This is a genomic window from Rhodococcus sp. ACPA4 (genome assembly GCF_002300185.1).
GTDB lineage: Bacteria > Actinomycetota > Actinomycetes > Mycobacteriales > Mycobacteriaceae > Rhodococcus_F > Rhodococcus_F globerula.
On the sequence record NZ_NSDY01000001.1, the window covers coordinates 2,354,195 to 2,379,851 of the forward strand.

Consider the following 25,657-nt stretch of genomic DNA (forward strand, 5'->3'; position numbering starts at 1 on the left):
AAGAAAGATCAAAAGAATGCCCTCTGAGCAGGTAACGGCTCCGACCCGGCGCGATCAGATGAAGGCGGATCGCAGACGTCAACTCCTCGGCGCCGCCGCACGCCTGATCGCCGAACGTGGATTCGTGAGCGTTCGACTCGAAGATCTCGGCGCCGCCGCCGGAATCAGCGGACCTGCCGTCTACCGACACTTCCCCAACAAGGATGCCGTCCTGGTCGAACTGCTCGTCGGGATCAGCACCCGGCTGTACGAGGGCGGCTCGGCCGCAACCGAGACAGCCGACTCCCCGACGTCAGCGCTCGACGCCCTCGTCGAGTTCCATCTCGACTTCGCACTCGGTGAACCGGACCTGATCCGCATCCAGGATCGCGACCTCGAAAGCCTGCCGGCCGACGCGCGACGGCAAGTCCGCCAGACGCAGCGCAAATACGTGGAACTGTGGGTAGGAGTCCTCGAACAGCTCGATCCGACGCTCGACGAAGCGGACGCGCGAATCAAGGCCCACGCCACATTCGGCCTGATCAACTCAACTCCGCACAGCGCCAACCCGGCGTCGCCTGCCCGAACGCGCCGCGTCCTGCGCGCTATGACGCTCGCCGCACTACGCACACCCTGAACCGGACACCGCAAAATCAGTGGCAGACTGGTTGCACCAGCTAACAGATGAGGGTGCCGTGCCGAACGTGGAAGACAGTAGTGGAATCAGTCGAACAGATTTCGCCGAACTGCGAACCGAGTTCTCCCGATTCATGATGCTGTACCAATTCGGTATCGCCGAACTGATGACCAAGGTGAATATCCTCAAGGACGAGTTCACCCACATCAATCAGTACAGTCCGATCGAACACGTCGCATCTCGGGTGAAGACACCGGAGAGCATCATGCGCAAGGCCGAGCGACTCGGCATTCCGATCACCATCGAGGACATCTCGAAGAACATCTTCGACATCGCCGGCGTGCGCATTACCTGCAGCTTCATTTCCGACACCTATCGGATCGCCGAAATGCTCACCAGCCAGTCGGATCTGCGGGTGATCGAGCGCGAGGACTACATCGCGAACCCCAAGCCCAACGGCTACAAGAGTCTGCACCTCATAGTCGAAGTGCCCGTCTTCATGAGCGACCGCGTCTCTTACGTGCCGATCGAACTCCAGATCCGTACCATCGCAATGGATTTCTGGGCCAGTCTCGAGCACAAGATCTACTACAAGTACAACCGGGACGTGCCGGCCGAACTGCTCGACGAGCTCACCGAAGCCGCAGCCGCCGCACACCGTCTGGACGTCAAGATGGAGCGACTCAACGACGAGTTCGCCAAGATCAAAGCTCTCCCTCATCCCGACGACGAGAGCGTCGAACTCGAACTGCCGACTCAGTTTCTCAATGCCCTGCGTCTACAACGCGGGCTCTGATCACTGCCTAGACAGATTTCTGCCCAGGCAAAAGTGCGCCCTCCTCTATGGGGAGGGCGCACTTTTCAGACCAAGCGATATGCCTATTTCTTGCCCGTCACGGCGCTGTAGCCGAGGGACAGAACTGCAGCTGCCGCGATGCTGATGATCCAGCGAATCCAGTCGATTCCGCCGGTATCACCCTTGTCCGAGATGGCGCCCCACACCCAGTATCCGATCAATGCACCGGCGACACCGAGGACGATGGTGATGATCATCCCGTACTGCTGCTTACCTGGCAGCACCAGGCGCGCAAGGATTCCGATTACTGCACCGAAAATAATGGTTCCGATGATCTGTCCCATGACAGCCCCTCTCACATGTCGTGCATGCGTGCGGCCGAAAAATCTCCGCCCAGTCGAACAATAACCACAGTTACAGGTAACAGTCGCCTGTTGTCCAAATTATTGTCCGAGATGCAACCTGAAATACACGGCCGCCAGATGCGACCGACACACAGCACACTACACGTGGCGACTCATCAGCAATCCACATTGACGATGCCATGGAGCACTGAAGAAGTTCGATTTCCACCCCGCCGGACACCTTGTAGTTATCTTGTCGCAATCAACCGTCACCGGTGTGAGCGCCGCCAGGAATTCCACCGCTCGAGGAGATTGATCCCTTCACCGGAAAGAGCATCCCGGCGCCGCAGGCCGGTGCACTTACGAGCGCTTCAACGCAGTGATGCGGTCCTCACTCGAGCGCAACAGCACCCGCTCTCCTCCCCACAACTCGCGCGGTTGCACCCAGGTGCCAACACCATCGTCTCCATCCGGTTCCACGCGAACCTCCCAGGTGCGCTGACCTGTTCGAGGATTCACTCCGTACACAATTCCTTCGTCTACGACGAGATCACCGTCCCACAGAATCTCGCCGGTACGTTCGGTACGGGTATCCCACAGGACCTCCCCGTTGGACAGATCAACGAACCGGATCGTACCGTCGGCGCTCGTCACAGCAACCACATCTCCGATCACCGCCAAGGATTGCGCAGAACCGAGCACCTCCTGGTTGGTCCACAGCTTCTCTCCGGTCTTTCTGTCGAAGCCGCTGTCCCCCAGAATGATCGGAGTCGAATCCCCGGCAGGTTGGTCACGGCTGTAACGCAAACTGAAATACGATCCCGATCCGGAAGACACGAAATCCGCCCTGGCAAATTCGTGCCCGTACTGATCAATTGCGTACGCTCTTGTCGCTTGCCCATCGTTCTGGCAATCACGTTCTAAAACCAAAGTGACACCGTCAGAGGATGTGTGCGTGGTCGAGCACGTGGTGTAGCCGTACAACCACCGTTGATCGCCGGTCTCCGGATCGAAACCCAGAGTCTCGTCGAGGGAAATCAGGCCCAGATCGCCGCGCACCGACATCACCGGCTCGACGTAACCGGATTCCCACGATCCGCCGACGTCGAATGCCTTGGACCAGTTGGCTTCCGGATCGTCGACGCTTCCACTGTGGACACGAACGTCGTTGCTCTCGATATCACCCTCGAGGGCCAGGACGGCATCGCCCGAGACAACCGCGATGATCGGTGACCACGGCGTGACAACGTCTCGACGCTCGCCGCTCTCGATGTCGAAAACCGAGTACGCGGAGGCAGTGACATACGGCCCGGAGTAGCACAGCAGCGAACCGTCCAGCAATGCCGGAGAACACCCGCCGATATCGACGGCCGACGCGCGCCAGCGCACCGAGCCGTCTTCGGCATCGAGCGCAACGAGTTCCGCGTCGTCGAGGGAGTAGGACTGCCGGTCCGGCATACCTGCCATTGTCACCACTATCGAGCCCGCGTCGATGAATCCGCCCATCTCCATGTTGAATTCGGTTCCGCCGAGCGGGCTGCGAAAGACCGCGAACTCCCGTCCGAGAACCTCGGCGGCGTCGACGGCCCACAGCGGCGCCCCGACGTCAACGGAATGGGCACGATTCCCGGCATCGATCACGGTGACCACTGCTGCGGTAACGGTGACTATCGCGGCAAGTGCCGCGATGCCCAGACGTGCCCGTGGAGAGAACCGCTCGGTCATCGAATCTCCAGCCCGTCGATCGTTGCGAGAAATTCCAATTGCTCGTATGTCATCGGCATGTTCGGCGACGCCGCCGACGAACGAACCGACACCCGCGTTCCATTGGGCTGTGTCAGCGTTACCGACCGACTCTGTTCACTCGTTGCCTCGCGAGTGCCTTCACCATTCCCCATCGGCATGACCGAGTAATGACGCTCGTCGCGCACGATCACAGCGCCGTCCTCGGCGGTCACCACCGATTTCGGATGCCCGTCGTACGAAGGGTCGTACTTGTTCGGCGCCTTGGGAAGTGGCTGCCCGCTGGTGATCGAAATAGTCAGATCCGACTCGTTGCCGCCCGATCGCGCTACAAGATCCTGACAGGCGGTCGTGGTGTCGCTCTCGGCCAGAACCAATCTCCCGAGCGCAGGTTCGAGAACTGGCATTCCGGGAGGTGCCGCACGCCAACCTGATTGGAGAGCTCTTCCCAGCTCGTCGACGGTGCCACGATCCAGCTTCCGCCCGGACGGGTCGAGTGTCGATCCTTGGCAACCGGGCTGGATAGGTGCCGTACCGGGTGGAACCGGCGCCGTAATGCGCAGTTGCGGAAGGCTGACCAAAGCGATCAGTTCTTCGACGGTCAACGGAACGACTCCACTGATCTCGACCCCGGGGCTACCGGCATAGACCGCGTCGGTCGCGCTCGCCTGGATGAATGTTTTATCCGCGCCGTACAGAAGCGCTGAACGCGACAGGGTGCGAACGCCGTTGGTTTCGCTCCACGTGTCCTGCGCGTCCACGACAGAACCGTCAGCGAGGGTGCGGCGCTCGACGAGCGAGCCGGCAATACACGGGGGAACCGGGCCCGTATGGGACGTCACCCGGATGTCGAGTGCTCCGGCCTTTCCGTCCCGTACCAGCGTCGCGGATGCCGTCGTATCCGCCATCTCCTCGAGTGAGAACCCCTCTGGCAGTTCGGACGACTCCGACGGAACGTGGAGGGGCCCGAAGTTCAACGATCGTTCCGGGCTTGCGAACTCGATCTCGGCGACAGCCGGCAGCGACCGCTGGACGGCTTCGGACATCACCGTTGCCTTGGGCGCGGAGAACCACGGGAACCGTGGATCGTCGTAGGTTTGTGCCCCGGTCGACCAGTACGAGATCGATGACAAGCCGTCGCCAGGCGACTCGACGCTGGTGCATCCCGGGATACTCGTCGGGTACACCACCGTTGGTGTTACGTAGGTGTACTCCGAATTCTCCTCGGCCTGCGTCTCCTCGGTCGACTGCGTCGTTCCGACGGACGACGCAGTCAGTTCACCGGAGTCCGAACCGCTCCATCGATCGACTACTCCGGCAAAGACGATGCCGCCGGCCATCAACGAGACCACCGTGAGCGCGACCGTCCACTTTTCGGTCCGATCGGAACCGGAATTCTTGTCGGCCACCAGCCCTCGCAGTTTCCTCAGGGCACGCCAGGCAGGCGTTGCCTCTCCCCGGACCTGTCGCGGCGGCACCGACTTTTGTTACCAACCGGATGGTTTCCATTGGAGAAGTCATTACACCCCGACAGGCACCGGATCTGCGTCTGGATCCTGTTCGATCGGGATGAGCCGGATCGCTTCGCCCTCGATATCGACGTTGGGCAGGATCTTGTCGAGCCAGGCCGGCAGCTTCCACGCCGAGTCTCCGAGAATCGACATGACCGCGGGAATCACGATCATGCGAATGATGAAGGCGTCGAAGAAGACTGCAGCAGCAAGTCCGAAGCCCATCATCTTGCTGGTGGTTTCCGACGACAACATGAACGCGCCGAACACCGAGATCATGATGATCGCCGCTGACGCGACCACTCGCGCACCGTGGGTGTACCCCGAGATGATGGCGTCCTTTGCCGACAACCCGTGCACGTATTCCTCGCGCATTCGAGTCACGAGGAATACCTGGTAATCCATTGCCAGACCGAAGACCACACCGATCATGAAGATCGGCAGGAAGGAGATGATCGGTTGGGTGTGCTGGATCAACCCGAATGCGCCCTCTTGGAAGATCGCCACCGTGGCACCGAACGTGGCGCAGATGGAGAACAGGAATCCGAGAGTTGCAGTCAGCGGAACCAGGATCGAACGGAAGACGACCATCATGATGATGAACGCCAGCCCGACGACCACAATCAGATACGGAATGAGGGCGGAACTGAGTTTCGACGACATGTCGGCAACAATCGCCGTCTGACCCGCGACGCCAAGTTCAGCGCCCTCGGCTTTCACCGTCGACCCGTATTCGCGGATCTGATCCATCAACTCGTGTGTTTCGGGACCGCTCGGCGATAGCTGCGGAGTTACGGCGATCAGGGCGGAGTTTGCCCCAACGGTTGGGTTGGCCGCGTCCGGGCCGTTGCCGGTCCACATCAGGAGATCCGGCGTGGCGACGTTGTCCAGACCCTTGATGTACGCAATCGTCTTGGCTGCGACGGGCGTGATGTCTGTCCCCTCGGGAGAGTCGAGCACAACGAACAACTTGCCGTTGACACCCTCACCGAAACCTCGCTGCATCAGCGCGAGTGCCGGTTGCTCCTCGTCCTGAGTGAAGGAAAGCCCGAGCTCGAGTTTTGTCATCGGAATCGCGGCGATCACCAGCAGAACCAACGCAATGCCGGCGATAGGCCACGGGTACTTGGTGACCACCTTCGCCCACCGGTGCCCGTTCGATTCCATCGATTCGGGCTCGTCACCGTGACGCAGGCCGGGGATGCGCGGCGAGAAGGCAAAGCGGCCGAACACCCCGAGAACAGCCGGGATCAACGTGATCGCGCCCAACACCGCGATAATCACGGCGATCGCAGCCGAGATTCCCATCTGGGTGATCATCGGTACACCCACCACGGCCAGCGCTGCCAAGGCAACCACAACGGTCAGGCCGGCAAAAACGACGGACGAGCCGGCTGTGCCCACCGCACGACCGACTGCTGCCTCCCTACTACCACCCAGATTGAGTTCACTGCGGTACCGCGAGACGATGAACAGCGCGTAGTCGATCGAGACGGCAATGCCGATCATCGTCACGATGCCCGTGACACCCTCGTTGATGTCGAAGAATCCCGCCCCGAGCGTCACGGTCAGCGTTGCGAGTGCGATGCCGAGTATCGCGGTGAACAGCGGAATGAACGCCGCGATCAGTGCACCGAAGGCCACGATCATGACGATGAACGCCACCGCGAAGCCAAGCATCTCCGACAATCCGCCAGCAGTCTGGACCTGCATCAACGAACCGGTGCCCTCGACTTGCAAACCGCCGGTACGGAACTTGGCCATCAGATCGAGGAAAGCCGTCTTGTTGGCCTGCGTCTGATCCTCGATGCGGATCGACTGGTTGAGCTGGATCAACCCCACCTTGCCGTCGTCGCCCAGTACGGCACTGGCAAGCGCCGGTTCAGCCGCCGCGAGGGCGACCGGATTGACGATCGTTTCGGGATCAACGATGTCCGGGAGAGTCTTTGCCTGCGCGATCAATTGGTCGATCTGATCACTGTGCGCAGCAAGTCCGTCGTCGGCCGCGACAAGAATGCTGGTGGATGCCTTACTTTGTTGCTCCGCCGCAGCCGCAAAATTCTCGTTCATCAGCTCGGTGGCACGCTGGGAATCCGTGCCGGGAAGATTGAATTCTTTCGAGAACGTCGGGCTGGTAGCGCCGATCGCGCCGCCGACAATCGCGATGACGATCACCCACGTTGCCAACACAAGGTACTTGTGACGGAATGCAAACTTCCCAAGCCTGTACAAATAGGTAGCCAACGTAAGCCTCTCTCGCCGTGGACTCTCGGTGCCACGTCATACGGTACGGTCCGATTCGCGTTATGGCACTAGATATTTGCCAAGAAGCCCCCACGAAAGGCATCCGCATGACCCACGGCCAGAGCGTCGACCGCGACCTACTTCAGTCCGGGCAACAACGCCTCGACGCCCTGGGACCTCGATTGACCGGCACTGACGCGCATCATGCGGTGGTCGAGGAAGTCGCCCGCGAATTCGTGGATCTCGGGCTCGAGGTATACCGTGATTCGCACACCTTCGAGCGTTGGGATCTACCTCAGCGTGCCGACGGACTGCGCATCGAACTGCCGACCGGACCGGTGCGAGTCTCGTCCGCATTCCCCTACTCCGGACTCACCGGACCGGCTGGGATCACCGCACGTCTGGTCTACCTGAATGCCAAGCGCCCCTCGTGGTCGAAGGCCAAAGGTGCTATCGCTGTGATCGAGGTTCCCCACGTCGACCTCCCGCGCTCGCTGCTGGTGAGTGAGTGGGGACCGATGGTGACGGACGAGACCCTGCGCAATCCGGTGCTCTCCGCGACGCTGTTGGGGCCGAAACTCGAGAAGGCCCGCAAATCCGGTGTCCTCGGCGTGATCGCGGTGTGGCGTGGCATTGCGCCGGACAACGCTCTGGGACAGTATCTTCCGTTCACCCAGCCGTATCACGATATTCCGGCAGTGTGGGTGGCGGGTGACGAGGGCGCACAGGTAATTGCTGCCGCCCATTCCGGTCAGCAGGCGACTCTCGTATTGGACGCAACCTTGCATCCCGGAACAACAACCGACACCGTCTGGGCCGTCTCCCCCGGCACTTCACCATCGGAAACGATTCTGGTCATCACACACAGCGACGGGACGAACGGGGTCGAGGAGAACGGCCACCTCGGCATGATGGAGTTGGCTCGCCATGCTGTTGCGCAACCGCATCGACGGTCGTACGTGTTTGTTCTGACCACCGGTCACCTGCGTATTCCCGCGGTGTCCGAACACGGACAGGCAACGTCGACGTGGCTGGAGGCCCACCCCGACATGTGGAAAGGCGAAGCGGGCCAGGCGCGTGCGGTGGCCGGGATAGCAATCGAGCATCTGGGCGCTCTCGGCGACACCGAGGACACCACACTCGGCACCTATACGTTGGACGCGACCCCGGAACCGGAACTTCTCTACGCGACGAGCCGGGAAGTCCACGATATCGTCGCACCGCTGTGGCGCGACATCGGTAGCGGCGACCGTCGAATCGTCGCCCCCGGCCCCGTCATTCATTTCGGTGAGGGTGAACCGCTGTTCGAGCGCAAGATTCCGGCTGTCGCGTTGGTGACCGCGCCGCAATACCTGCTGGCGTTACGCGAACCGGACACAGCCACACACGTGGACATCGACGTTATGGCGCAACAGGTCCAGAGCTTCCGCGATCTACTCGATGCCCTCGACGCAACGGACTCCGCAGCGTTCGGCTCGGTAGTCGGGCGGACGGTGTTCGCGAAATTCTCGGCATTGTTGAAGCTGATGCAGATCCTGAAAAAAGCAAAAACCGCTGTGCGCCTTTATTAACCGCGCGCGGTTAACAAAGGCGCACAGCAGATGTCCTACTTGTCGTGAATGATCACGCCACGGATGTTCTTACCGTCACGCAGATCCTGGTAGCCCTGGTTGACGTCTTCGAGGCTGTACGTGTTGGTGATCAGTTCGTCGAGCTTGAGCTGACCCGCATCGTAGAGACGCAGCAGGCGCACGATGTCGTACTGCGGATTCATGGATCCGAACAGCGTGCCCTTGATCGTCTTCTGGTTCAGCGTCAGGTCGGTACCCGACACGTGAACGGTCAGCTTGGCAGGATCGGCGAGTCCCGTGATCACCACGGTGCCGCCCTTGCCGATTACGGCCGTCGCTGCACTGACGACGTCCTCGTCGACGGTGCCGACCAGGATCAGTGCGGCGTCTGCGCCCTGGCCCCACGTCAATTCGTTGACCTTGACGGCAGCGCTCTCGGCGTCCGCAAAGGCATGGGTTGCACCGAATTTCAGTGCGGTCTCCCGCTTGAGCGCAACCGGATCGACCACAACGACGTACTTGCAGCCGGCCGAAACGGCGCCCTGGACCGCGTTGATACCGAGGCCACCGATGCCGTAGATCACCGCGGTGTCACCGGCGCGGAGGTTACCGGCGTTGACGGCGGTTCCCCAGCCAGACGGCACACCGCAACCGACGACCACTGCGGTCTCCAAGGGAAGCCAGTCGTCGATCTTGACGACCGAGTGCTGCGAGATGGTGGCCCGCTCGGAAAATGTTCCGAGCATGCACATTCCGCCGAAGTCCAGGCCGTTGCCATGGAACCGGAAGGACCCGTCCGGCATGGAACCTTCGAGGATGGTGGCGCCCATGTCACACAGGTTCTGACGACCGGTCGAGCAGTAGCGGCACGTACCGCAGTTCGGGATGAAGCTACACACGACGTGATCGCCCGGCTTGACCTTCGTGACGCCGGGTCCGACCTCTTCGATGATGCCCGAGCCTTCGTGCCCACCGACAATCGGGTAACGCGGCGGGAGATCACCATCGGTCAGGTGCAGATCCGAATGGCACAGTCCGGCAGCGGTGTACTTGATCAGTACCTCACCCACGCCCGGGCCGTCGAGGTCGAGTTCCATGATCTCGAAAGGCTTTCCGGGCTCGAGCAGTACAGCAGCTTTGGTCTTCACTGGTGATCTCCTTGATTGTCGGACGAGAGAATGTGCGATGGGGTCGGTCAGAGGGCGATGTTGACGGCCTTGGTCTGGGTGTAGAGGTCGATGGCGGATGCGCCGAGTTCGCGGCCCCAGCCGGACTGCTTGTATCCGCCGAAAGGCATCGCGGTGTCGAAGCCGTTGTACTGGTTGATCCACACCGAGCCGGCCTTGAGACGCTTGGCTGTGCGATGGGCCTTGGAAATGTCCCGGGTCCAGATGCCGGCGGCCAGGCCGTAGATGGAATCGTTTGCGGCAGTGATCGGTCCGTCGTCCGCGTTGAACGGCAGCGCTGCCACGACGGGTCCGAAGATCTCCTCCTGAACGATGGAGAATTCGGGCTTGACGTCGACGAAGACAGTCGGCTCGACGAAGTAGCCCTGATCGCCCCAGCGGTTGCCGCCGGTGAGTGCGCGTGCGCCGTCGGCGATTCCTTCGCGAAGGTATCCGGTGACCTTGTCGAACTGCTCCTGCGACACCAGCGGTCCGAGCTGGGTGGTGGGATCGAGGCCCGGACCGATCTTGACCTGGCTCGCAGCGTGCGCGACGGCTTCGGTGAACTTCTCGAAGATGGAGTCCTCGACGTACAGCCGGGTTCCGGCGACGCAGCACTGACCGTGGTTGAACAACCAGGCGTTGAGCGAACCCTCGACCGCTGCATCGAAATCCGCGTCGGCGAACACGATATTGGGGCTCTTGCCACCGAGCTCGAGCGTGACCTTCTTCAGGTTGCCCTTGGCGGCGTCGACGATCTTCTTACCCACCTCGGTGGAACCGGTGAACGCGACCTTGTCCACGTCGTCGTGGCCGGACAGTGCAGCACCTGCATCGCCGAAGCCTGGAACGATGTTGACGACACCGGGCGGGAAGCCGGCTTCTTCGAAGACCTCCGCGAGAAGCAGTGCGGTGAGCGGGGTCTGCTCAGCGGGCTTGAGGATCACGGTGTTGCCGGCGGCAAGTGCTGGGGCGAGCTTCCACGACGACATGAGCAGCGGGAAGTTCCACGGCACGATCAGACCACAGACGCCGATCGCCTCACGCAGTGTGTATGCGTGGAACTCGCCGCCGGGAGAGAAGGGCATGGACACGTTGACCGTGCTGCCTTCGATCTTTGTGGCCCATCCCGCGTAGTAGCGGAAAACGTCTGCGGCCCAGGCCACGTCGACTGCTGTGGCGATGGCGACGGACTTGCCGTTGTCGAGAGCTTCGAGCTGACCGAACTCTTCGGCGCGGGCACTGAGGATGTCGCCGACGCGCCAGATCATCCGCTCGCGCTCGTTTGCCTTCATGCGCGACCACGGTCCGTCTTCGAAAGCTGTGCGGGCAGCGCGTACTGCGCGGTCGATGTCTTCGGCCTGGCCGTGCGCCACGTCGGTGAGCTTCTGCCCGTCAGCCGGGTTGTACGTCGAGAAGGTCTTGCCGGAGGCCGCGTCGACGAATTCGCCGCCTATGTATAGCTTTTTCGGTCCGTTCAGGAATCCCTGTACCGCGGAACTGATGGTGTGCTCGGCTACTGCCGTCATCGGAAACTCCCTGAAGTAGTGAGGTGCGAATGTGATGCACGCCATACTTCCGCGCTTCCGCGGGTGCTAACTGTCCGAACTTTGTACAACTGAGTTCGGACAGCAACTTAGACAGTGATGTCGAGTGCCCGCATCCGCGTGTACAGGGTGCTTCGGCTGATACCGAGCTGCGCCGACGCGTGAACCTTGTTGCCGCCGCAGTCTTTCAACGCTCCGATGATCGCCTGACGCTCCGCTTTCTCCCGTCCTGCCAACCGCGACACCTTGGTGGTCGTGCGATAGTCCTCAGGCAGGTCGGTGACGTCGATGCGATTGCTCACGCGATCGCCCGCGGCGCGATGCAGCACAACTCTCAATTCGGCGAGATTGCCCGGCCAACTGGCCGCTGTGAGCGCCTCGGCAGCACTGGCGGTCAACCTCAGCTCGGGCGAGATCCCTTCCAGCATCGCCTGCGCCAACTCGGCAATCTCGGCTTGCCGCTCGCGCAGTGGGGCGATGACAACTCTGGAAGCGCAACGCGAGAGCAACGCCGCGATGGTCGGCGGTAGGTCTGCTACTGCTCCACTGGTCATAACGATCCTCGGCCCCTCAGCGCTGGCGTCGATCAAGTCCGCGATCATGGGCAACACCGAATCGGGAAGCAGCTGCACCTGTTCGATCACGACAACACCCGAGCGCCTTCGGGCAGCTCGCACGAGATCGGTGACCCATTGCTCACGGCCGTCGAAGGCGATTCGCGTGGCATCGTGCCAACTGGCGTCGACGCTCCCGACCACGTCCGATGCTGCCGAAGTTCGACCGGAACCTGCTTCACCCGAGATGGCAACTGCGGACGACGACGCCCGCGCCCGCATCAGATCGCGGCGCAGTCGTTCCCCCGGAGACGGAGTCCGCTCGTGCGTTCGACGAATTGGCGCCCGCTCACGCTGGAGTGGTTCGACCAGGAAAAGCGCTCCACCGTCGGCGCCGGAAATTCTGTCGGCTTGAACTCGCGCGAGTGCACCGGACGCCAATTCGACTGTTACCAATCTCGATTGGTCCGGGTTGAGGTCGGCGATCAAAGACCGGAGCGATACGTGGTCTGCGGTGTCCAGCAGATCCAACGCCGTTCGGTTGCTCAGCAAAATGTCGTCGCCGATGGCCGCGACGGCAATGTTGCGCTGATGCGACACTCTCTGGAATGCGTCGACCAACCGCTGCTCCGACGCTTTCGATCCCTCGAGTAGTCGCTTCTCGATGTCCGCCGCTGCCCGCGCAAGGAACGGCGCGAACAGCGGGTTAGCTTGCGAGACAATACCGGTCATGTCGAGAATGCCTTCGACCCGGCGAGTCACCGGGTGCAGAATCGGCTGTCCGTAGCAACTGAGACCTTTGAGGCTGTCGAGGAAATGCTCCTCGCCGTGGATCACCACGGCTCTCCCCACCTCGAGCGGCGTCCCGAGGGCGTTGGTGCCGGCATGTTCTTCACCGAATCGTGAACCGTTGACTACACCCAAACGCTCGATTGTCCGCTCGACCAGACGGTCCGAGTACACCGACGCGACAACGCGGCACTCCCGATCTGCCAGCAGGACACAGAATCCGGTGCCCGCGAGCTGCTGGGCAACTTCGTCGAGCACCGGAGTAGCCGCGCGCAGCAACCGGCTCTCGGCGTCCTGGTCGGCGGTATCCACTGCGATTGCCGCGGACGGGTCGACTCCGCTGAGCCGCGAGCGTTTCCAGGAAAGCGCGATCTCGGGCCGAACCGGATCGCGAGTTCCTGAAGAATCGAACACGACTCAGCCCTGCCCGATCAGTTCCATCGCCTGTTCGCGCATCGCGATCTTGCGCACCTTTCCGGTGACGGTCATGGGGAATTCGTCGACGACATGCACGTACCGCGGAATCTTGTAGTGCGCCAATTTACCTGTGCAGTAGGCACGTACGGCGTCGGCGTCCAGTTCGCGTGCGCCCTCGCGCATCTGAATCCACACCATCAACTCCTCGCCGTACTTGGCGTCGGGCACGCCGATCACCTGCGCGTCGAGGATGTCGGGGTGGGTGTAGAGGAACTCCTCGATCTCGCGGGGGTAGACGTTTTCGCCGCCGCGGATGACCATGTCCTTGATCCGTCCGGTGATCGCGACGTACCCGGCCTCGTCCATGACACCGATGTCGCCGGTATGCATCCACCGGGCAGCGTCGATCGCCTCCGCGGTCTTCTCCGCGTTCTCCCAGTAGCCGAGCATGACCGAGTATCCACGCGTGCACAGCTCGCCAGGTTCTCCGCGCGGCACCGTCAATCCTGTTGCCGGGTCCACGATCTTGATCTCGAGGTGCGGCCCGACGCGTCCGACCGTTTCGGTGCGCTGCGCGATCGAATCGTCCGAGCGGGTCTGGAGTGACACGGGAGACGTCTCTGTCATGCCGTAGCAGATGGATACCTCGGCCATCCCCATGCGATCGATGACCTGCTTCATCACCTCGACCGGGCAGGGTGAGCCGGCCATGATTCCGGTTCGCAGGCTCGACAGGTCGAATGTATCGAACTCCGGCAACGCCAACTCTGCGATGAACATCGTCGGCACACCGTAGAGGGACGTGCAGTTCTCCGCTTGCACAGCCTCGAGTGCCGCACGCGGATCGAAGGCCGGACCCGGAATAACCATCGCGGCACCGTGACTGGTGCACGCAAGGTTGCCCATCACCATGCCGAAGCAGTGATAGAACGGCACCGGAATGCACACGCGGTCGATTTCGGTGTAGTGGCACAACTCGCCGACGAAGTAGCCGTTGTTGAGAATGTTGTGATGACTGAGCGTCGCACCCTTCGGGAAACCGGTAGTGCCCGAGGTGTATTGGATGTTGATCGCATCGTCCGCAGACAACGCAGCCTGCGCAGCGGCGAGAGGAGCCGGATCGCTTGCCTGCGCCGCCAACCCGTCCGCCAGCACGCCGTCCCACTCGGGTGAACCGAGCAGGATCACCGACGTCAGATCAGGGCACTGCGGCCGCACCGTCTCGATCATCGACGCGTAGTCCGACGTTTTGAAACTGGCCGCAGACACCAGTGTCGAGATTCCGGCCTGCTCGAGCACGTACTGCAACTCGTGCGAGCGGTAGGCCGGATTGATGTTGACCAGGATCGCGCCGATCTTTGCAGTCGCATACTGCGTGAACGTCCATTCCGGACAGTTGGGAGCCCACATCCCCACCCGATCGCCCTTCCCCACACCACGGGAAAGAAGTCCGGCAGCGAGCCCGTTCACCTGCTCGGCGAACTCCCGGTACGTCCATCGTCGACCGCTGGCATGGTCGATCAACGCATCACGGTCGCCGTGCGCGGCAACCGTGCGATCGAGATTGTCTCCGATGGTGTCGCCCAGCATCGGACCGTCCCATACTCCGGACGTATAGCTGGGCAGCGGCGTACTCATGTGTTCTGTCCTCTCCGGTTACCTGTTCAGGCACCTATGAGAGGGGCCGCCGCAGCGGACCCTCTCATCTACGAATTTACTCGATTCGGTGTGATGCACGACATACTTCCCGGTGCGGGGTGTCCGTAACTGTCTGAAGTCCGGACACCCCGCCCGACAACTGTCCTTACAGTGCGTGGTCCTTGGTCTCGACGAGCGCCCAGGTGCAGACGAGACTCACCACACCGAGGATTGCGAGCATGATTCCGATGGCCATGCTCCCGTAGGCCGAGGCCAGCGGGGCGGCGATCAGCGGCGGCACTGCGCCACCGAGCACTCCGGCGAGGTTGTAGCCGAGGCCGGCACCGGTGTAGCGGTAACGGGTCTGGAACATTTCCGGAAGCAGTGCGCCACACGGGCCGTAGGCGATTCCGAAGATCATCAGAGTGCCGAACATTCCGAGGATGAACGCGATCGGCGTTCCGGTGTCGAGGAGCGGGAACAGAATAAGTGCCCACACCACAGCCAGACCACACGAGATCATGATGACCTTGCGACGGCCGATCCGGTCCGAGTACAGCGCGGAGACGATGATCGCGGCGCCGAAGACAAAGGCGGACGCAATACCGACGGACAGGACGAACGGGCGGGAGAATCCGAGCGTCTTGGTGCCGTAGCTCGTGAGGAATGCCGTACCCATGTAGAAGAAGGCAAACAGGCAGGCCAGCGCGCCGGCCGAGAGCAGAATTTCCTTGGTCTGGAAACGCCAGGCGTCCAGGAACGGGAGGGTGCGAGGTGCTTCGTTCTTCTCCGCGGCAACGCGATCAGCTTGCTCCGCCTTGAAGACCGGAGTTTCTTCGATAGCGAGGCGCATGTAGAGGCCGATACCGACGAGCACGATGGAGAACAGGAACGGGATTCGCCAGCCGTAATCGAGGAATGCCTGGTTGGTGTCGCCGAGAACTGCGCCGGTGATGAGGAACGTGCTACTCGAGAGAACAAAAGCGATGGCCGGGCCGAGTTGCGGGAACATGGCGTAGAGGCCGCGTTTGCCGGGCGGGGCATATTCCGCGGTAAGCAGGGTTGCGCCCGCCCATTCACCACCGACTGCAAATCCTTGACCGAATCGCAGGAGCACCAAGATGATCGGAGCTGCGACACCGATTGTGTCGGCGCCTGGCAGCAAACCGATGAGCAGCGTCGAAATACCCATCAGCAACAGAGTAGAGATCAGTGTCTTCTTGCGACCGATGCGATCTCCGAAGTGCCCGAACAACATTGCGCCGACCGGCCGTGCGATGAAGGCAACGGCAAAGGTCGCGAACGACGCCACTGTGCCGGCAGTGGCCCCGAGCGCCGGAAAGAAGACCGTCGGAAAGACAAGCGCCGCAGCGGTTCCGTAGATGAAGAAGTCGTAGAACTCAATGGTCGTGCCGATACAACTGGCGATGGCAACTCGCCGCACACTCGTTGTCTTCGCGGGGGCTGCCGCAGTGCCTGCGGCACTCGATCCCCCTGCTGGAGAGACTGTGGTCACTCGATTCCTCCGTGGTCCGGTGGTGTTGCCCTGTGGGCATCACCGTCGATAAGAGGAAAGGTAGTGATCCGGCTCACCCCCGCACTACCCCCGAAAGGGGGTGGGGGGTGATGCGCATCACGCTTCATTTCCTGAAGTAACGAGTTTCACTTCGCTGTGACACGACGAAGGCCGTCCGACTCCCGGGGGAGACGGACGGCCAACTGCGAGAAACTACGCTCAGTTTTCCGACTTGCCAGCCGCCTCGCACAACTCCTGGCGGATCTCCACCCACACCGTGGCATACGAGTCGATTCCCTGTTCCGCAATCCACTTCGACTCCCCCGCTTGAACTTTCGCAAGCGCGTCGGAGAACAAGTCCTGATACCGCGACAGGCGCGGAACAAACGCGGACAGATCGTCGAACACGTTGGACGCGCGGCGATCCAGCTCTGCCAGCGACGCGGCGTCAGCACTGGCGAGGAGAGCTGAGAATTCCTCGTCCAACGGCAAGAAGGCTTCGAGGACCTCGAGAATCGAATCCTCGTCGATGGACACGCGCTCGGCATCGAGCTGATCGTTCAGCTCGGCGAGACCCTTGTCCGTCAGACTGATCTCATTGTCGCTCTCCACAGCCTTACCCTGTTCGACCAGGGCGTCGTACGCGGCCTGTCCGGATGCCGCACTCACTCCCAGGTGCTCGGCAAGAACACCCGATCCGACGCGTTCCTTGAGCCGCACCGACTGAAGCAGCGCCAATTCGTCCACGTTGCCGGCAAAGGCCATCGTTCTCTCCTCATCACGTGCCGCCTTGGCGGCTCTCACACTGGTGCGACATACCGAAACAGAATCGCAAGCCCTGACGGGCTCGACAGCAATCACATCACAGGAGCGGCCACACCAGCGCTGCTACCTGCGACCAGCGGCAAATCCGACGCAGCGGCTTTACCAGGCATACGGTATCTTTGGCGCGTGAAACCGCACCTTGTGTCCGTGGTAATCCCTGCGTATAACGCCATGGACCACATCGGCGAACAGCTGACCGCGCTTTCCTCGCAGGATTACGAGGGAGCACTCGAAGTCGTCGTTGCCGACAACGGTTCCACCGACGGACTCGCCGCGTACATCGCGACCCATCCGTCTACCGATGCCCTTTCCCTCCGCCTGGTGGATGCGTCGGCCGGACGGGGCGGCGGCTACGCACGCAACGTCGGGGTTGCCGCATCCAGTGGCGATTTCATCGCATTCTGTGACGCAGACGATCGCGTCCACCCGTCGTGGCTCAGTGCGATCGTCCGCGCCGCCGAAAACTCGGATGCCGTTGGCGGAGTGGTGGAAACCGCGTCGATCAACTCGAGCGAGGTTGCCACGTGGCGCACTTTCACCGGAACGCAGTTCGGCAGTGAGGATTTCCTCCCCTACGGCATTACCTGCACCTTCGGCATCTGGCGCACAGCATTCGACAAGGTCGACGGATTTGATCTCCGATACGTCAATTCCGGTGAGGATATCGACCTTTGCTGGCGCCTGCAGTTGGCCGGCATGACGCTGGCACACGCACCCGATGCCGTGGTTGCCTACCGTCTTCGTGACACGTATAGCGGAACGTGGAATCAAACCCGCGCCTACGGAATCGCCACGGCGCAGTTGTACTCACGGTTCCGCCAACACGGTCAGCGCCGGACTGCTCCTCGTATCGTCGCCGCGACCCTGCTTGCACTGTTTCTCTTCAACCCACTTGTACCCCAACGGATCTGCCCGATGCCTCGCGGTAGGTGGTTCGTCCACGCCGGCAATCTGGTGGGGAAGGTTCAGGGAAGCATCAGATATCGAGTGCTCTTCATCTGAGCACTGTTCTGGGCACTACTCGAGGGTCAGCACCTCACCCGATGCCAACTGGTCTGCCCGCGACGTGTCTTTGAGGTCTACACCGGAACGCCCCAGCTTCCGGGCACCGGCCACCAAACCCGCGACAACGCGGGCTGCCTGCTCGTAGCCCAGACCTTCCGGTGGATGGATATTGGAGATGCAGTTTCTGTCCGCGTCAGTGCGTCCGATTCGAGGAAGATGGGTCAGATAGATCCCGACGCTGTCGGCAACCGAGAGTCCGGGCCGTTCGCCGATCAGGACCACCGCAGTCTGCACACCCATCGCCGCCGCGATGTGATCACCCAACGCAACCCTCGCATTGGTCGCGATGACGGGCGGCGCAATCGAATACGTCGTTCCCAGCACGGCAACAAGCGCCGCGAGCAACTGCTCACCGTGATCCATGAGGGCGCGCGGTGAAAGTCCGTCCGCGAGAATGAATCCAATGTCCTGGTCCGACGTTTCGATCGCACGCAGATCAGCCGGCCGGCGTCCCAAATCGGGTCGGCGTAAGTACTCGCTCCGGGTGGACGCGCCGCTGGTCACCACCACGGGCGCTCCGATTCCGACGGCTTCGACCCTCCGAGCGAGAATCTCCGAATCGAGCGGTACGTGAACGGCATCCCGCGCGGCAGCGTGAGCGGCTTTGAACTCGAGCACTCGCGTGGTGGGCAACGAATCTCCGGTGCGGCCCAACCCGATTCGAGACTGTGTTGTCGAACGGAGCGGACTCCAGAAATCGACAACCGGTGCCGCGTCGTCGCTCATCGGTTCACCGTCAGGGCTCGCAGCGGCGAGAGGGAGGCGTCTACGGGCAGTAATCGTCCATCTCCGTCCGTCATCCCCAATCCGTGCAGCCATGCCTCGAACTCCGGGGCGGGTTGCAGCCCCAACACCCGGCGCACGTACAACGCGTCGTGGAATGCCAGACTCTGATACCCGAGCATCACGTCGTCCGCCCCGGGAACCGCGATCACAAATGCCGCACCCGCCACGCCGAGCAGGGTCAACAGGTTGTCCATGTCATCCTGGTCGGCCTCGGCGTGGTTGGTGTAACACACGTCCACGCCCATCGGCAGTCCGAGCAACTTGCCGCAGAAATGATCTTCGAGGCCCGCTCGGATGATCTGTTTACCGTCGTACAGGTACTCGGGCCCGATGAATCCGACGACGGTGTTGACCAGGAGTGGTTCGAGGTCGCGTGCCACCGCGTACGCGCGCGTTTCGAGAGTTTGTTGATCGACGGGAGCGCCGCCGGTTCCGAGGTGAGCGCCGGAACTGAGCGCCGAACCCTGCCCGGTCTCGAGATACATGACGTTGTTCCCGACAGTCCCCCGGTTCAAGGACCGACCGGCTTCGTTACCTTCTCGGAGCAGCGGAATATTCACTCCGAAGCCGGAATTGGCGCCTTCGGTGCCGGCAATCGACTGGAAGACGAGATCGACCGGTACACCGGATTCGATCAGTCCGATCGTCGTGGTCACGTGGGAGAGCACGCAGGATTGTGTCGGAATCTCGAATCGCTGCCGGATGTCGTCGAGGAGGTGCAACAGATCCGATGTGGCCTGCGGAGAGTCCGTTGCCGGGTTGATCCCGATGACGGCGTCGCCGCAACCCAGGAGGAGACCGTCGAGCGTGGCCGCGGCGATTCCCCGCGGGTCGTCGGTGGGATGGTTGGGTTGTAGCCGGGTGCTCAGCCGACCAGCAAGACCGATGGTGGTCCGGAAGCCTGCGGTGACGTTGATCGCCTTCGCGACCGCAATCAGATCCTGATTACGCATGATCTTGCTGACCGCCGCTACCATCTCCGGGGTCAAGCCAGGACTCACCGCCGCAAGTTGTGCCGCGGCACCTGGCGCCGACGCAGTCTCGAGGAGCCAGTCCCGCAAGCCGCCGACGGTCAGGTGCGCGATCGGTTGGAACGCCAGACGGTTGTGACTGTCGATGATGAGCCGAGTGACCTCGTCGTCCTCGTACGGAACCAGGAGATCTTCCAGAAATACTTTCAACGGAAGATCTGCCAGAACCCACTGGGCAGCAGCGCGTTCCGCGTCGGAGTGCGCCGCGCAACCGGCCAGTTCGTCACCTGATCGAAGTGGTGTCGCCTTGGCCATGAGGTCGACGAGACTCTCGAACGAGTAAGTCGTGCCCGAAACCTGTTGGTGGTACATGCTCATTCCAGTTCTTCTTCCGCCTGTGCAAGTACAGCAAACTCCTCGTCCGGCGAGTTGGCAACAAGATGATGTCGACTGTAGAGACCAAAATAGGCCATGAGAACACCGAACGCGACGAGCGTGAGAAGTGCTGCGATCGGATCGACCAGGAACGTGGCGACCACGGATATCGCTGCGACGACAAGAGCAAATGAAGTGGTGGCAATTCCGCCGGGAGTCCGATACGGACGGGGCATGTTCGGCTCCCGCTTGCGAAGCACGATGTGGCTCACCATCATCAGCACGTAGCTGACAGCCGCGCCGAACACCGCCATGTTCAGCAGCATCGCGCCTTCTCCGGTGAGCGACAGGGCAAACCCGATGACTCCGGGGACTACGAGCGCAAGTGTCGGGGCCTTGCGTTTGTTTGTCACCGACAGGTTCTTGGGCAGGTATCCGGCACGCGAGAGCGCAAAGGTCTGACGGGAGTACGCGTACATGATCGAGAAGAAACTCGCGACCAGGCCGGCGAGCCCGATGTAGTTGACAACCTTGGCGGCGCCACTGTCACCGAGCGCTTCGACCAGCGGGTTTCCGGACGTGGACAACGCGTCGGCACCCAATGCGCCCGTCGCCAGGAAGAGAACGGCTGCGCCCGTGACGATCAGGATCAGCATGCTGATGATGATGCCGCGCGGGACGTTCTTCTCCGGCTCGCGCGCTTCCTCCGCTGCGAGCGGAACACCTTCCACCGCAAGGAAGAACCAGATCGCGAAGGGAACTGCTGCCCAGATTCCGATCAAACCGAAGGGCAGGAACGACGACGACCCGGCCGCGGAAGTATCGACGGCGATGTCGGTGAGATTCGACGAATCGAACAGTCCCACAGCGGAAACCGCAAAGACGACAAGGCCGACGAGAGCAATGGCGGTAATCACGAACATCGCCTTGAGCGCCTCACCGGCACCGGTGAGGTGAATGCCGATGAAGATCGCGTACACCGCGAGGTAGACCCACCAACCGTCGGTGATTCCGAACAGATTGAGCGATTCGACGTACGCTCCGATGAACGTCGCAATGGCGGCCGGTGCGATGGAATACTCGATGAGAATTGCAGTGCCGGTGGCAAATCCACCCCACGGGCCCAACGCACGACGGGCGAACGTGTACCCGCCACCAGCAGCCGGGAGAGCCGACGACATCTCGGCCATGCCCAGCACCATCGCCAAGTACATTCCGGCGATGACGACGGCAGCAATCAACAGACCACCGAATCCGCCCTCGGCCAGTCCGTTGTTCCATCCGGCATAGTCGCCGGAAATCACATAGCTGACTCCCAATCCGGCCAGCAGCACCCATCCTGCCGTGCCTTTGCGGAGTGTTCGTTTTTCGAGATACGAATTGTCTTCTGCATGAAAATCGGCGCCGTCGTGGTGCGCGCCCGTCGACTTGTCCGGCACGTGCTCGGAAAGAGACATGTCCATCCTCTGAATCGGTCAAGAATTCAACGACGCCAGTGCCCGGCGCCGCGTGGCTCAACAGTATGGGTGAGAAGTAACTGGCAATCGCCGCGGCGATGACGGGACTGTAAAACGCTCAGGCTCGGCCGGCCATGCCCGGAACTGGGCAAGCGTCCACCGCTTCGGCGACAACCTGAGGAACTGTTGGCGGAAGGGGACGCACCCCGGCCTCCCACTGCGCGCCGACCAAGATCGCGGACGAGTTGAGCGCATCGTTCTCTTGCTGCGTGAAAGCCCGTGCTCGACTGAGGAATCGGAACCCTTCAGGAGACTCCAGACTGAAACCGCTGCCACGACCGGGCACAACGTCCAGAACCAGCTGGGTATGCTTCCACGCTTCGAATTGGGATCCGGAAATCCAGACCTGAACGGCATCCGTACCCGCGGGCAGGTCGACCGGAACCTCACCGACCCCAAGCCGCAGATCGATGACGCCGAGCAGTACGTCACGGTCACCGACGATGAACTCGCCTGCGGGATAACACATCGGTGCGCTGCCGTCGCAGCATCCACCGGATTGGTGCATCATCAGTTCGCCGTGGTTTCCGCTGAGGCGGCGCAGAAGATCAGCCGCCCCAGCGGTAGTCACGAGACGGGGTGGAACGACGCCTGCCGTGTCATCAGTTGCGGTGACATCAGTAGCGTCCATTCCAGCCTCCGTGTGTTCGTATTCTCGTGTTGTCTTTACCTGGTGCGCGAAGCGAGGATCAGAAGAATCCCTGAGCCTTCTGCGCGTAGCTGACCAGGAGGTTCTTGGTCTGCTGGTAGTGCGAGAGCATCATCAGGTGGTTCTCGCGACCGATACCGGACTGCTTGTATCCACCGAAGGCGGCATGTGCCGGGTACTGGTGGTACGTGTTGGTCCACACTCGGCCGGCCTGGATGTCACGGCCCGCACGGTAGGCAACTCCACCATCACGCGACCAGACGCCGGCGCCGAGACCGTAGAGAGTGTCGTTGGCAAGTTCGATGGCCTCGTCGTAATCCTTGAAGGACGTGACGGATACGACCGGGCCGAAGATCTCTTCCTGGAAGATGCGCATCTTGTTGTTGCCGGTGAAGACCGTCGGCTGCACGTAGTAGCCGCCGGAGAGGTCGCCGCCCAGTTGAGCCCGCTCGCCGCCGGTGATGACCTTGGCGCCTTCGGCCTTGCCGATCTCGATGTAGGACAGGATCTTCTCGAGCTGATCGTTGCTGGCCTGCGCGCCGATCATGGTGTCGGTATCGAGCGGATCACCTTGGCGCACAGCCTTGGTGCGGATTGCAGCCATTGCGAGGAAGTCGTCGAAAATATCTTCCTGGATCAACGAACGCGACGGGCACGTGCAGACCTCGCCCTGGTTGAGCGCGAACATCGTGAAGCCTTCGAGCGCCTTGTCCTGGTAGTCGTCGTTAGCGGCGAGCACGTCGGAGAAGAAGATGTTGGGGCTCTTGCCACCGAGTTCGAGGGTGACCGGGATCAGGTTCTGCGACGCGTACTGCATGATCAGGCGTCCGGTGGTGGTTTCACCGGTAAACGCGATCTTCTTGATGCGCGGGCTCGATGCGAGCGGCTTGCCGGCCTCGACGCCGAATCCGTTGACGATGTTGAGAACACCGGCAGGCAGCAGGTCACCGATGATGCCGATGAGGTGCAGGATCGAGACGGGCGTCTGCTCGGCAGGCTTGAGGACGATGGCATTTCCGGCCGCAAGTGCGGGAGCCAGCTTCCACACGGCCATGAGGATCGGGAAGTTCCACGGAATGATCTGACCGACTACACCGAGCGGCTCGTGGAAGTGGTACGCCACGGTGTCGGAGTTGATCTCCGAGAGCGAACCTTCCTGTGCGCGAATCGCTCCCGCGAAGTAGCGGAAGTGGTCGATGGCAAGCGGGATGTCCGCGTTGAGGGTTTCACGAATCGGCTTGCCGTTGTCCCAGGACTCGGCAAGCGCGATGGATTCGAGGTTCTCCTCCATACGATCGGCGATCTTGTTCAAGATGATTGCGCGCTCGGCAACAGAGGTCTTGCCCCAGGCCGGTGCCGCCGCGTGTGCTGCGTCGAGAGCGAGCTCGATGTCTTCCGCGGTGGAACGTGCCACGTCGCAGAAGTTCTGTCCGGTCACCGGCGTCGGATTCTCGAAGTACTGACCCTTGACCGGAGCAACCCATTCGTTGCCGATCCAGTTGTCGTATCGAGACTGGAAGGACATGATCGCGTCGGCGGTACCTGGGCGGGCGTACACGGTCATTGCAAGCTCCTATGTAAACGTGATCTTCCTGGGCACAGTCCCGAGATCGGTGACTGCAGTCCCACCCCCGGTGGGGTGTGATTCACAACACTAGGAGTTGCAACGTTGCAACTACGTTGCGTCGGTGCAACGCGCCCGTTCCTCAGAGGCCGAGTTGCCGGTCCAGAAGATCAATTTTTGCCTTGACCTGCGAATACAGTGCAGATTTCGGGTCGAGTGTCGACAGATACGCCTCCCAGACGACCGAATCCTCCCGGCCATGGACCGACGTGGTCCACTTGGCGAGAAGGTTGGCGTCGCCGCCGCGAAGAAGCGCGGCCTGAACCCGAGTGCGCAGTTCGTCCCGGATTGCGTCGATGCCCGGAGCGGTGGATCCACTCAGGACCGGGCCGGAATACAAGCGCAAGGCCGTCGCTGCGTCACCGCGATCCAGAGCCTTGCGGACGTCGTCGACGTCGGTGGCGAACTCGGTAATGATGCGATAGGGCCTCGACGCCAACCGATCGGCGCCGAAAACCTTACGAAGGCGAGACATCTCGGCGCGAACAGTGACACCGTCCAATTCACCTTCGTCGAGGAGAACCGCAAGGTGATCGGCGCTGAGCCCTTCCGGATGTTCCGCGAGCAGAAGCAGGATCTCGGCGTGACGTTGTGAGACCGGAATTCGCTCACCGCCACGTACGAGAGTCGGCCGTCCGCCGCCGAACGTCTCCAGCCTCGGAGCTGAGGCAGTGAGCGGAATCGGCGAGTTGAGCAGGTGGAACCGCAGTTCCGATTCGGCGGCGGCCACCGTTGCACGAATCAACGACAACACTTCCGGGACGGCAACCCGAGGTCCACCGGTGATGTCGATGGCGCCGAGAATCTGTCCGGTGGTGGGATCGTGGACAGGCGCGGCCGAACAACTCCAGTCGTGCACGGTGCGGTTGAAATGCTCCGAACCGAAAATCTGCACCGAATGATCGAGCGCGAGTGCCGTCCCCGGAGCATTGGTGCCGACGCGGTCTTCACTCCAGTCGGCGCCTTCGACAAAATTCATCGACAGTGCCCGGTCCTTGGCGGCACTGTCGCCCTCCACCCAGAGCAACCGACCGTGTGCGTCGCTGATCGCGATCAGCAGGCCTGTATCCGCTGCATCCTCTACCAGCAGTTTTCGAACCACCGGCCGGATGAGAGACATGGGATGGGACGAGCGATAACTCTCGAGATCCAGCCCCTCGAGCATCTCCGGAGCACCGACGACGTCAGGATCGACGCCCTTGTTTCGACTACGCATCCAGGATTCGAGCACAACGGACCGCACGCGCGAATCGTCCGCTATTGCAGCCCCGTCGTGGGCGTCGATAAAGGATTGATGGGCACTCGACAGTCGACGTGCCAGCACCGCTACGTCATCTCCGGGCCGCACTGCTACCCACGGGTTGCCGTACACAGCCTGTTCACGTGCCATATT

20 protein-coding genes are annotated in these 25,657 nt (G+C 61.7%); 4 read left to right on the forward strand and 16 right to left on the reverse strand.

The annotated features are described in order from the left end of the window. Positions 1 to 16 precede the first annotated feature (16 nt). Both CJ178_RS10625 and CJ178_RS10630 read left to right on the forward strand, forming a co-directional pair. Positions 17 to 616, forward strand: coding sequence for an SACE_7040 family transcriptional regulator (locus tag CJ178_RS10625; protein ID WP_033236945.1), 600 nt, complete (start codon positions 17 to 19; stop codon positions 614 to 616). A 67-nt stretch (positions 617 to 683) separates the two neighbouring features. After that, positions 684 to 1,412 carry a GTP pyrophosphokinase gene (locus CJ178_RS10630; RefSeq protein WP_045071233.1) on the forward strand — a complete coding sequence of 243 codons (729 nt, stop codon included), beginning with the start codon at positions 684 to 686 and terminating at the stop codon, positions 1,410 to 1,412. A gap of 83 nt (positions 1,413 to 1,495) precedes the next feature. On the opposite strand, the gene CJ178_RS10635 is transcribed toward CJ178_RS10630, so the two are convergent. The 4 genes from CJ178_RS10635 to CJ178_RS10650 all read right to left on the reverse strand — a co-directional run bounded on the left by CJ178_RS10635 (position 1,496) and on the right by CJ178_RS10650 (position 7,254). Next, complete coding sequence (locus tag CJ178_RS10635) at positions 1,496 to 1,756, reverse strand: GlsB/YeaQ/YmgE family stress response membrane protein (RefSeq protein WP_033236946.1); 261 nt, start codon at positions 1,754 to 1,756, stop codon at positions 1,496 to 1,498. 360 nt (positions 1,757 to 2,116) lie between these two features. Beyond that, entirely contained in the window at positions 2,117 to 3,481 is a 1,365-nt protein-coding gene (locus tag CJ178_RS10640; protein WP_095886666.1) for an outer membrane protein assembly factor BamB family protein, read from the reverse strand. After that, a complete protein-coding gene (locus CJ178_RS10645) occupies positions 3,478 to 4,908 on the reverse strand; it encodes a hypothetical protein (protein ID WP_095886667.1) in 1,431 nt (476 codons plus the stop codon). The genes CJ178_RS10640 and CJ178_RS10645 overlap by 4 nt, the downstream gene beginning before the upstream one ends. 111 nt (positions 4,909 to 5,019) lie before the next feature. After that, positions 5,020 to 7,254: an MMPL family transporter gene (locus CJ178_RS10650; protein ID WP_045070865.1), complete on the reverse strand. Its 2,235-nt coding sequence runs from the start codon at positions 7,252 to 7,254 to the stop codon at positions 5,020 to 5,022. 107 nt (positions 7,255 to 7,361) lie between these two features. On the opposite strand from CJ178_RS10650, the gene CJ178_RS10655 reads away from it, so the two are divergent. Then, a complete protein-coding gene (locus CJ178_RS10655; RefSeq protein WP_095886668.1) occupies positions 7,362 to 8,825 on the forward strand; it encodes a hypothetical protein in 1,464 nt (487 codons plus the stop codon). 35 nt (positions 8,826 to 8,860) lie between these two features. Here the strand turns inward: CJ178_RS10655 and CJ178_RS10660 are convergent, their stop codons facing one another. The 6 genes from CJ178_RS10660 to CJ178_RS10685 form a co-directional block, all read right to left on the reverse strand. Continuing rightward, a complete protein-coding gene (locus CJ178_RS10660) occupies positions 8,861 to 9,973 on the reverse strand; it encodes an NDMA-dependent alcohol dehydrogenase (RefSeq protein ID WP_033236951.1) in 1,113 nt (370 codons plus the stop codon). A 47-nt stretch (positions 9,974 to 10,020) separates the two neighbouring features. Continuing rightward, a complete protein-coding gene (locus tag CJ178_RS10665) occupies positions 10,021 to 11,520 on the reverse strand; it encodes an aldehyde dehydrogenase family protein (RefSeq protein ID WP_095887927.1) in 1,500 nt (499 codons plus the stop codon). A gap of 107 nt (positions 11,521 to 11,627) precedes the next feature. Next, positions 11,628 to 13,295 (reverse strand): sigma-54-dependent Fis family transcriptional regulator, encoded by a 1,668-nt coding sequence (locus CJ178_RS10670; protein WP_033236952.1) that lies wholly within the window; start codon positions 13,293 to 13,295, stop codon positions 11,628 to 11,630. Between the two features lie 3 nt (positions 13,296 to 13,298). Beyond that, on the reverse strand, positions 13,299 to 14,936 hold the full coding sequence (locus tag CJ178_RS10675; protein WP_095886669.1) for an AMP-binding protein: 1,638 nt from the start codon (positions 14,934 to 14,936) through the stop codon (positions 13,299 to 13,301). 166 nt (positions 14,937 to 15,102) lie between these two features. Continuing rightward, positions 15,103 to 16,452 (reverse strand): MFS transporter, encoded by a 1,350-nt coding sequence (locus tag CJ178_RS10680; RefSeq protein ID WP_179300738.1) that lies wholly within the window; start codon positions 16,450 to 16,452, stop codon positions 15,103 to 15,105. Between the two features lie 219 nt (positions 16,453 to 16,671). Continuing rightward, complete coding sequence (locus CJ178_RS10685; RefSeq protein WP_033236954.1) at positions 16,672 to 17,217, reverse strand: hypothetical protein; 546 nt, start codon at positions 17,215 to 17,217, stop codon at positions 16,672 to 16,674. A gap of 186 nt (positions 17,218 to 17,403) precedes the next feature. Between CJ178_RS10685 and CJ178_RS10690 the strand changes: the two genes are divergently transcribed. Continuing rightward, positions 17,404 to 18,279 (forward strand): glycosyltransferase, encoded by an 876-nt coding sequence (locus CJ178_RS10690; protein WP_095886671.1) that lies wholly within the window; start codon positions 17,404 to 17,406, stop codon positions 18,277 to 18,279. A gap of 15 nt (positions 18,280 to 18,294) precedes the next feature. Here the strand turns inward: CJ178_RS10690 and eutC are convergent, their stop codons facing one another. From eutC to CJ178_RS10720, 6 genes are all read right to left on the reverse strand, one after another. After that, the gene (gene eutC, locus CJ178_RS10695) at positions 18,295 to 19,068 is read right to left on the reverse strand and encodes an ethanolamine ammonia-lyase subunit EutC (RefSeq protein WP_095886672.1); all 774 of its coding nucleotides are present in this window, start codon (positions 19,066 to 19,068) and stop codon (positions 18,295 to 18,297) included. Next, positions 19,065 to 20,477, reverse strand: a complete 1,413-nt coding sequence (locus CJ178_RS10700) for an ethanolamine ammonia-lyase subunit EutB (protein ID WP_095886673.1) — start codon at positions 20,475 to 20,477, stop codon at positions 19,065 to 19,067. Before CJ178_RS10700 ends, eutC begins: the two co-directional genes overlap by 4 nt. Then, the gene (eat, locus tag CJ178_RS10705) at positions 20,474 to 21,937 is read right to left on the reverse strand and encodes an ethanolamine permease (RefSeq protein ID WP_092801744.1); all 1,464 of its coding nucleotides are present in this window, start codon (positions 21,935 to 21,937) and stop codon (positions 20,474 to 20,476) included. The genes CJ178_RS10700 and eat overlap by 4 nt, the downstream gene beginning before the upstream one ends. 112 nt (positions 21,938 to 22,049) lie before the next feature. Continuing rightward, positions 22,050 to 22,622, reverse strand: coding sequence for a DUF779 domain-containing protein (locus CJ178_RS10710; RefSeq protein WP_033236960.1), 573 nt, complete (start codon positions 22,620 to 22,622; stop codon positions 22,050 to 22,052). 58 nt (positions 22,623 to 22,680) lie between these two features. Continuing rightward, positions 22,681 to 24,204: an aldehyde dehydrogenase gene (gene adh / locus CJ178_RS10715; protein ID WP_033236961.1), complete on the reverse strand. Its 1,524-nt coding sequence runs from the start codon at positions 24,202 to 24,204 to the stop codon at positions 22,681 to 22,683. A 142-nt stretch (positions 24,205 to 24,346) separates the two neighbouring features. Further along, complete coding sequence (locus CJ178_RS10720; protein WP_033236962.1) at positions 24,347 to 25,654, reverse strand: helix-turn-helix domain-containing protein; 1,308 nt, start codon at positions 25,652 to 25,654, stop codon at positions 24,347 to 24,349. Between the last annotated feature and the right edge of the window lie 3 nt (positions 25,655 to 25,657).

Excerpts from the sequence above, each read along its gene's own strand:
- CJ178_RS10710 (WP_033236960.1), bottom strand. The coding sequence starts at position 22,622 with ATGGACGCTACTGATGTCACCGCAACTGATGACACGGCAGGCGTCGTT.
- CJ178_RS10675 (WP_095886669.1), bottom strand. The coding sequence starts at position 14,936 with ATGAGTACGCCGCTGCCCAGCTATACGTCCGGAGTATGGGACGGTCCG.
- CJ178_RS10655 (WP_095886668.1), top strand. The coding sequence starts at position 7,362 with ATGACCCACGGCCAGAGCGTCGACCGCGACCTACTTCAGTCCGGGCAA.
- eat (WP_092801744.1), bottom strand. The coding sequence starts at position 21,937 with ATGGACATGTCTCTTTCCGAGCACGTGCCGGACAAGTCGACGGGCGCG.
- CJ178_RS10625 (WP_033236945.1), top strand. The coding sequence starts at position 17 with ATGCCCTCTGAGCAGGTAACGGCTCCGACCCGGCGCGATCAGATGAAG.
- CJ178_RS10665 (WP_095887927.1), bottom strand. The coding sequence starts at position 11,520 with ATGACGGCAGTAGCCGAGCACACCATCAGTTCCGCGGTACAGGGATTC.
- CJ178_RS10635 (WP_033236946.1), bottom strand. The coding sequence starts at position 1,756 with ATGGGACAGATCATCGGAACCATTATTTTCGGTGCAGTAATCGGAATC.
- CJ178_RS10685 (WP_033236954.1), bottom strand. The coding sequence starts at position 17,217 with ATGGCCTTTGCCGGCAACGTGGACGAATTGGCGCTGCTTCAGTCGGTG.
- adh (WP_033236961.1), bottom strand. The coding sequence starts at position 24,204 with ATGACCGTGTACGCCCGCCCAGGTACCGCCGACGCGATCATGTCCTTC.
- CJ178_RS10720 (WP_033236962.1), bottom strand. The coding sequence starts at position 25,654 with ATGGCACGTGAACAGGCTGTGTACGGCAACCCGTGGGTAGCAGTGCGG.
- CJ178_RS10640 (WP_095886666.1), bottom strand. The coding sequence starts at position 3,481 with ATGACCGAGCGGTTCTCTCCACGGGCACGTCTGGGCATCGCGGCACTT.
- eutC (WP_095886672.1), bottom strand. The coding sequence starts at position 19,068 with ATGAGCGACGACGCGGCACCGGTTGTCGATTTCTGGAGTCCGCTCCGT.
- CJ178_RS10700 (WP_095886673.1), bottom strand. The coding sequence starts at position 20,477 with ATGAGCATGTACCACCAACAGGTTTCGGGCACGACTTACTCGTTCGAG.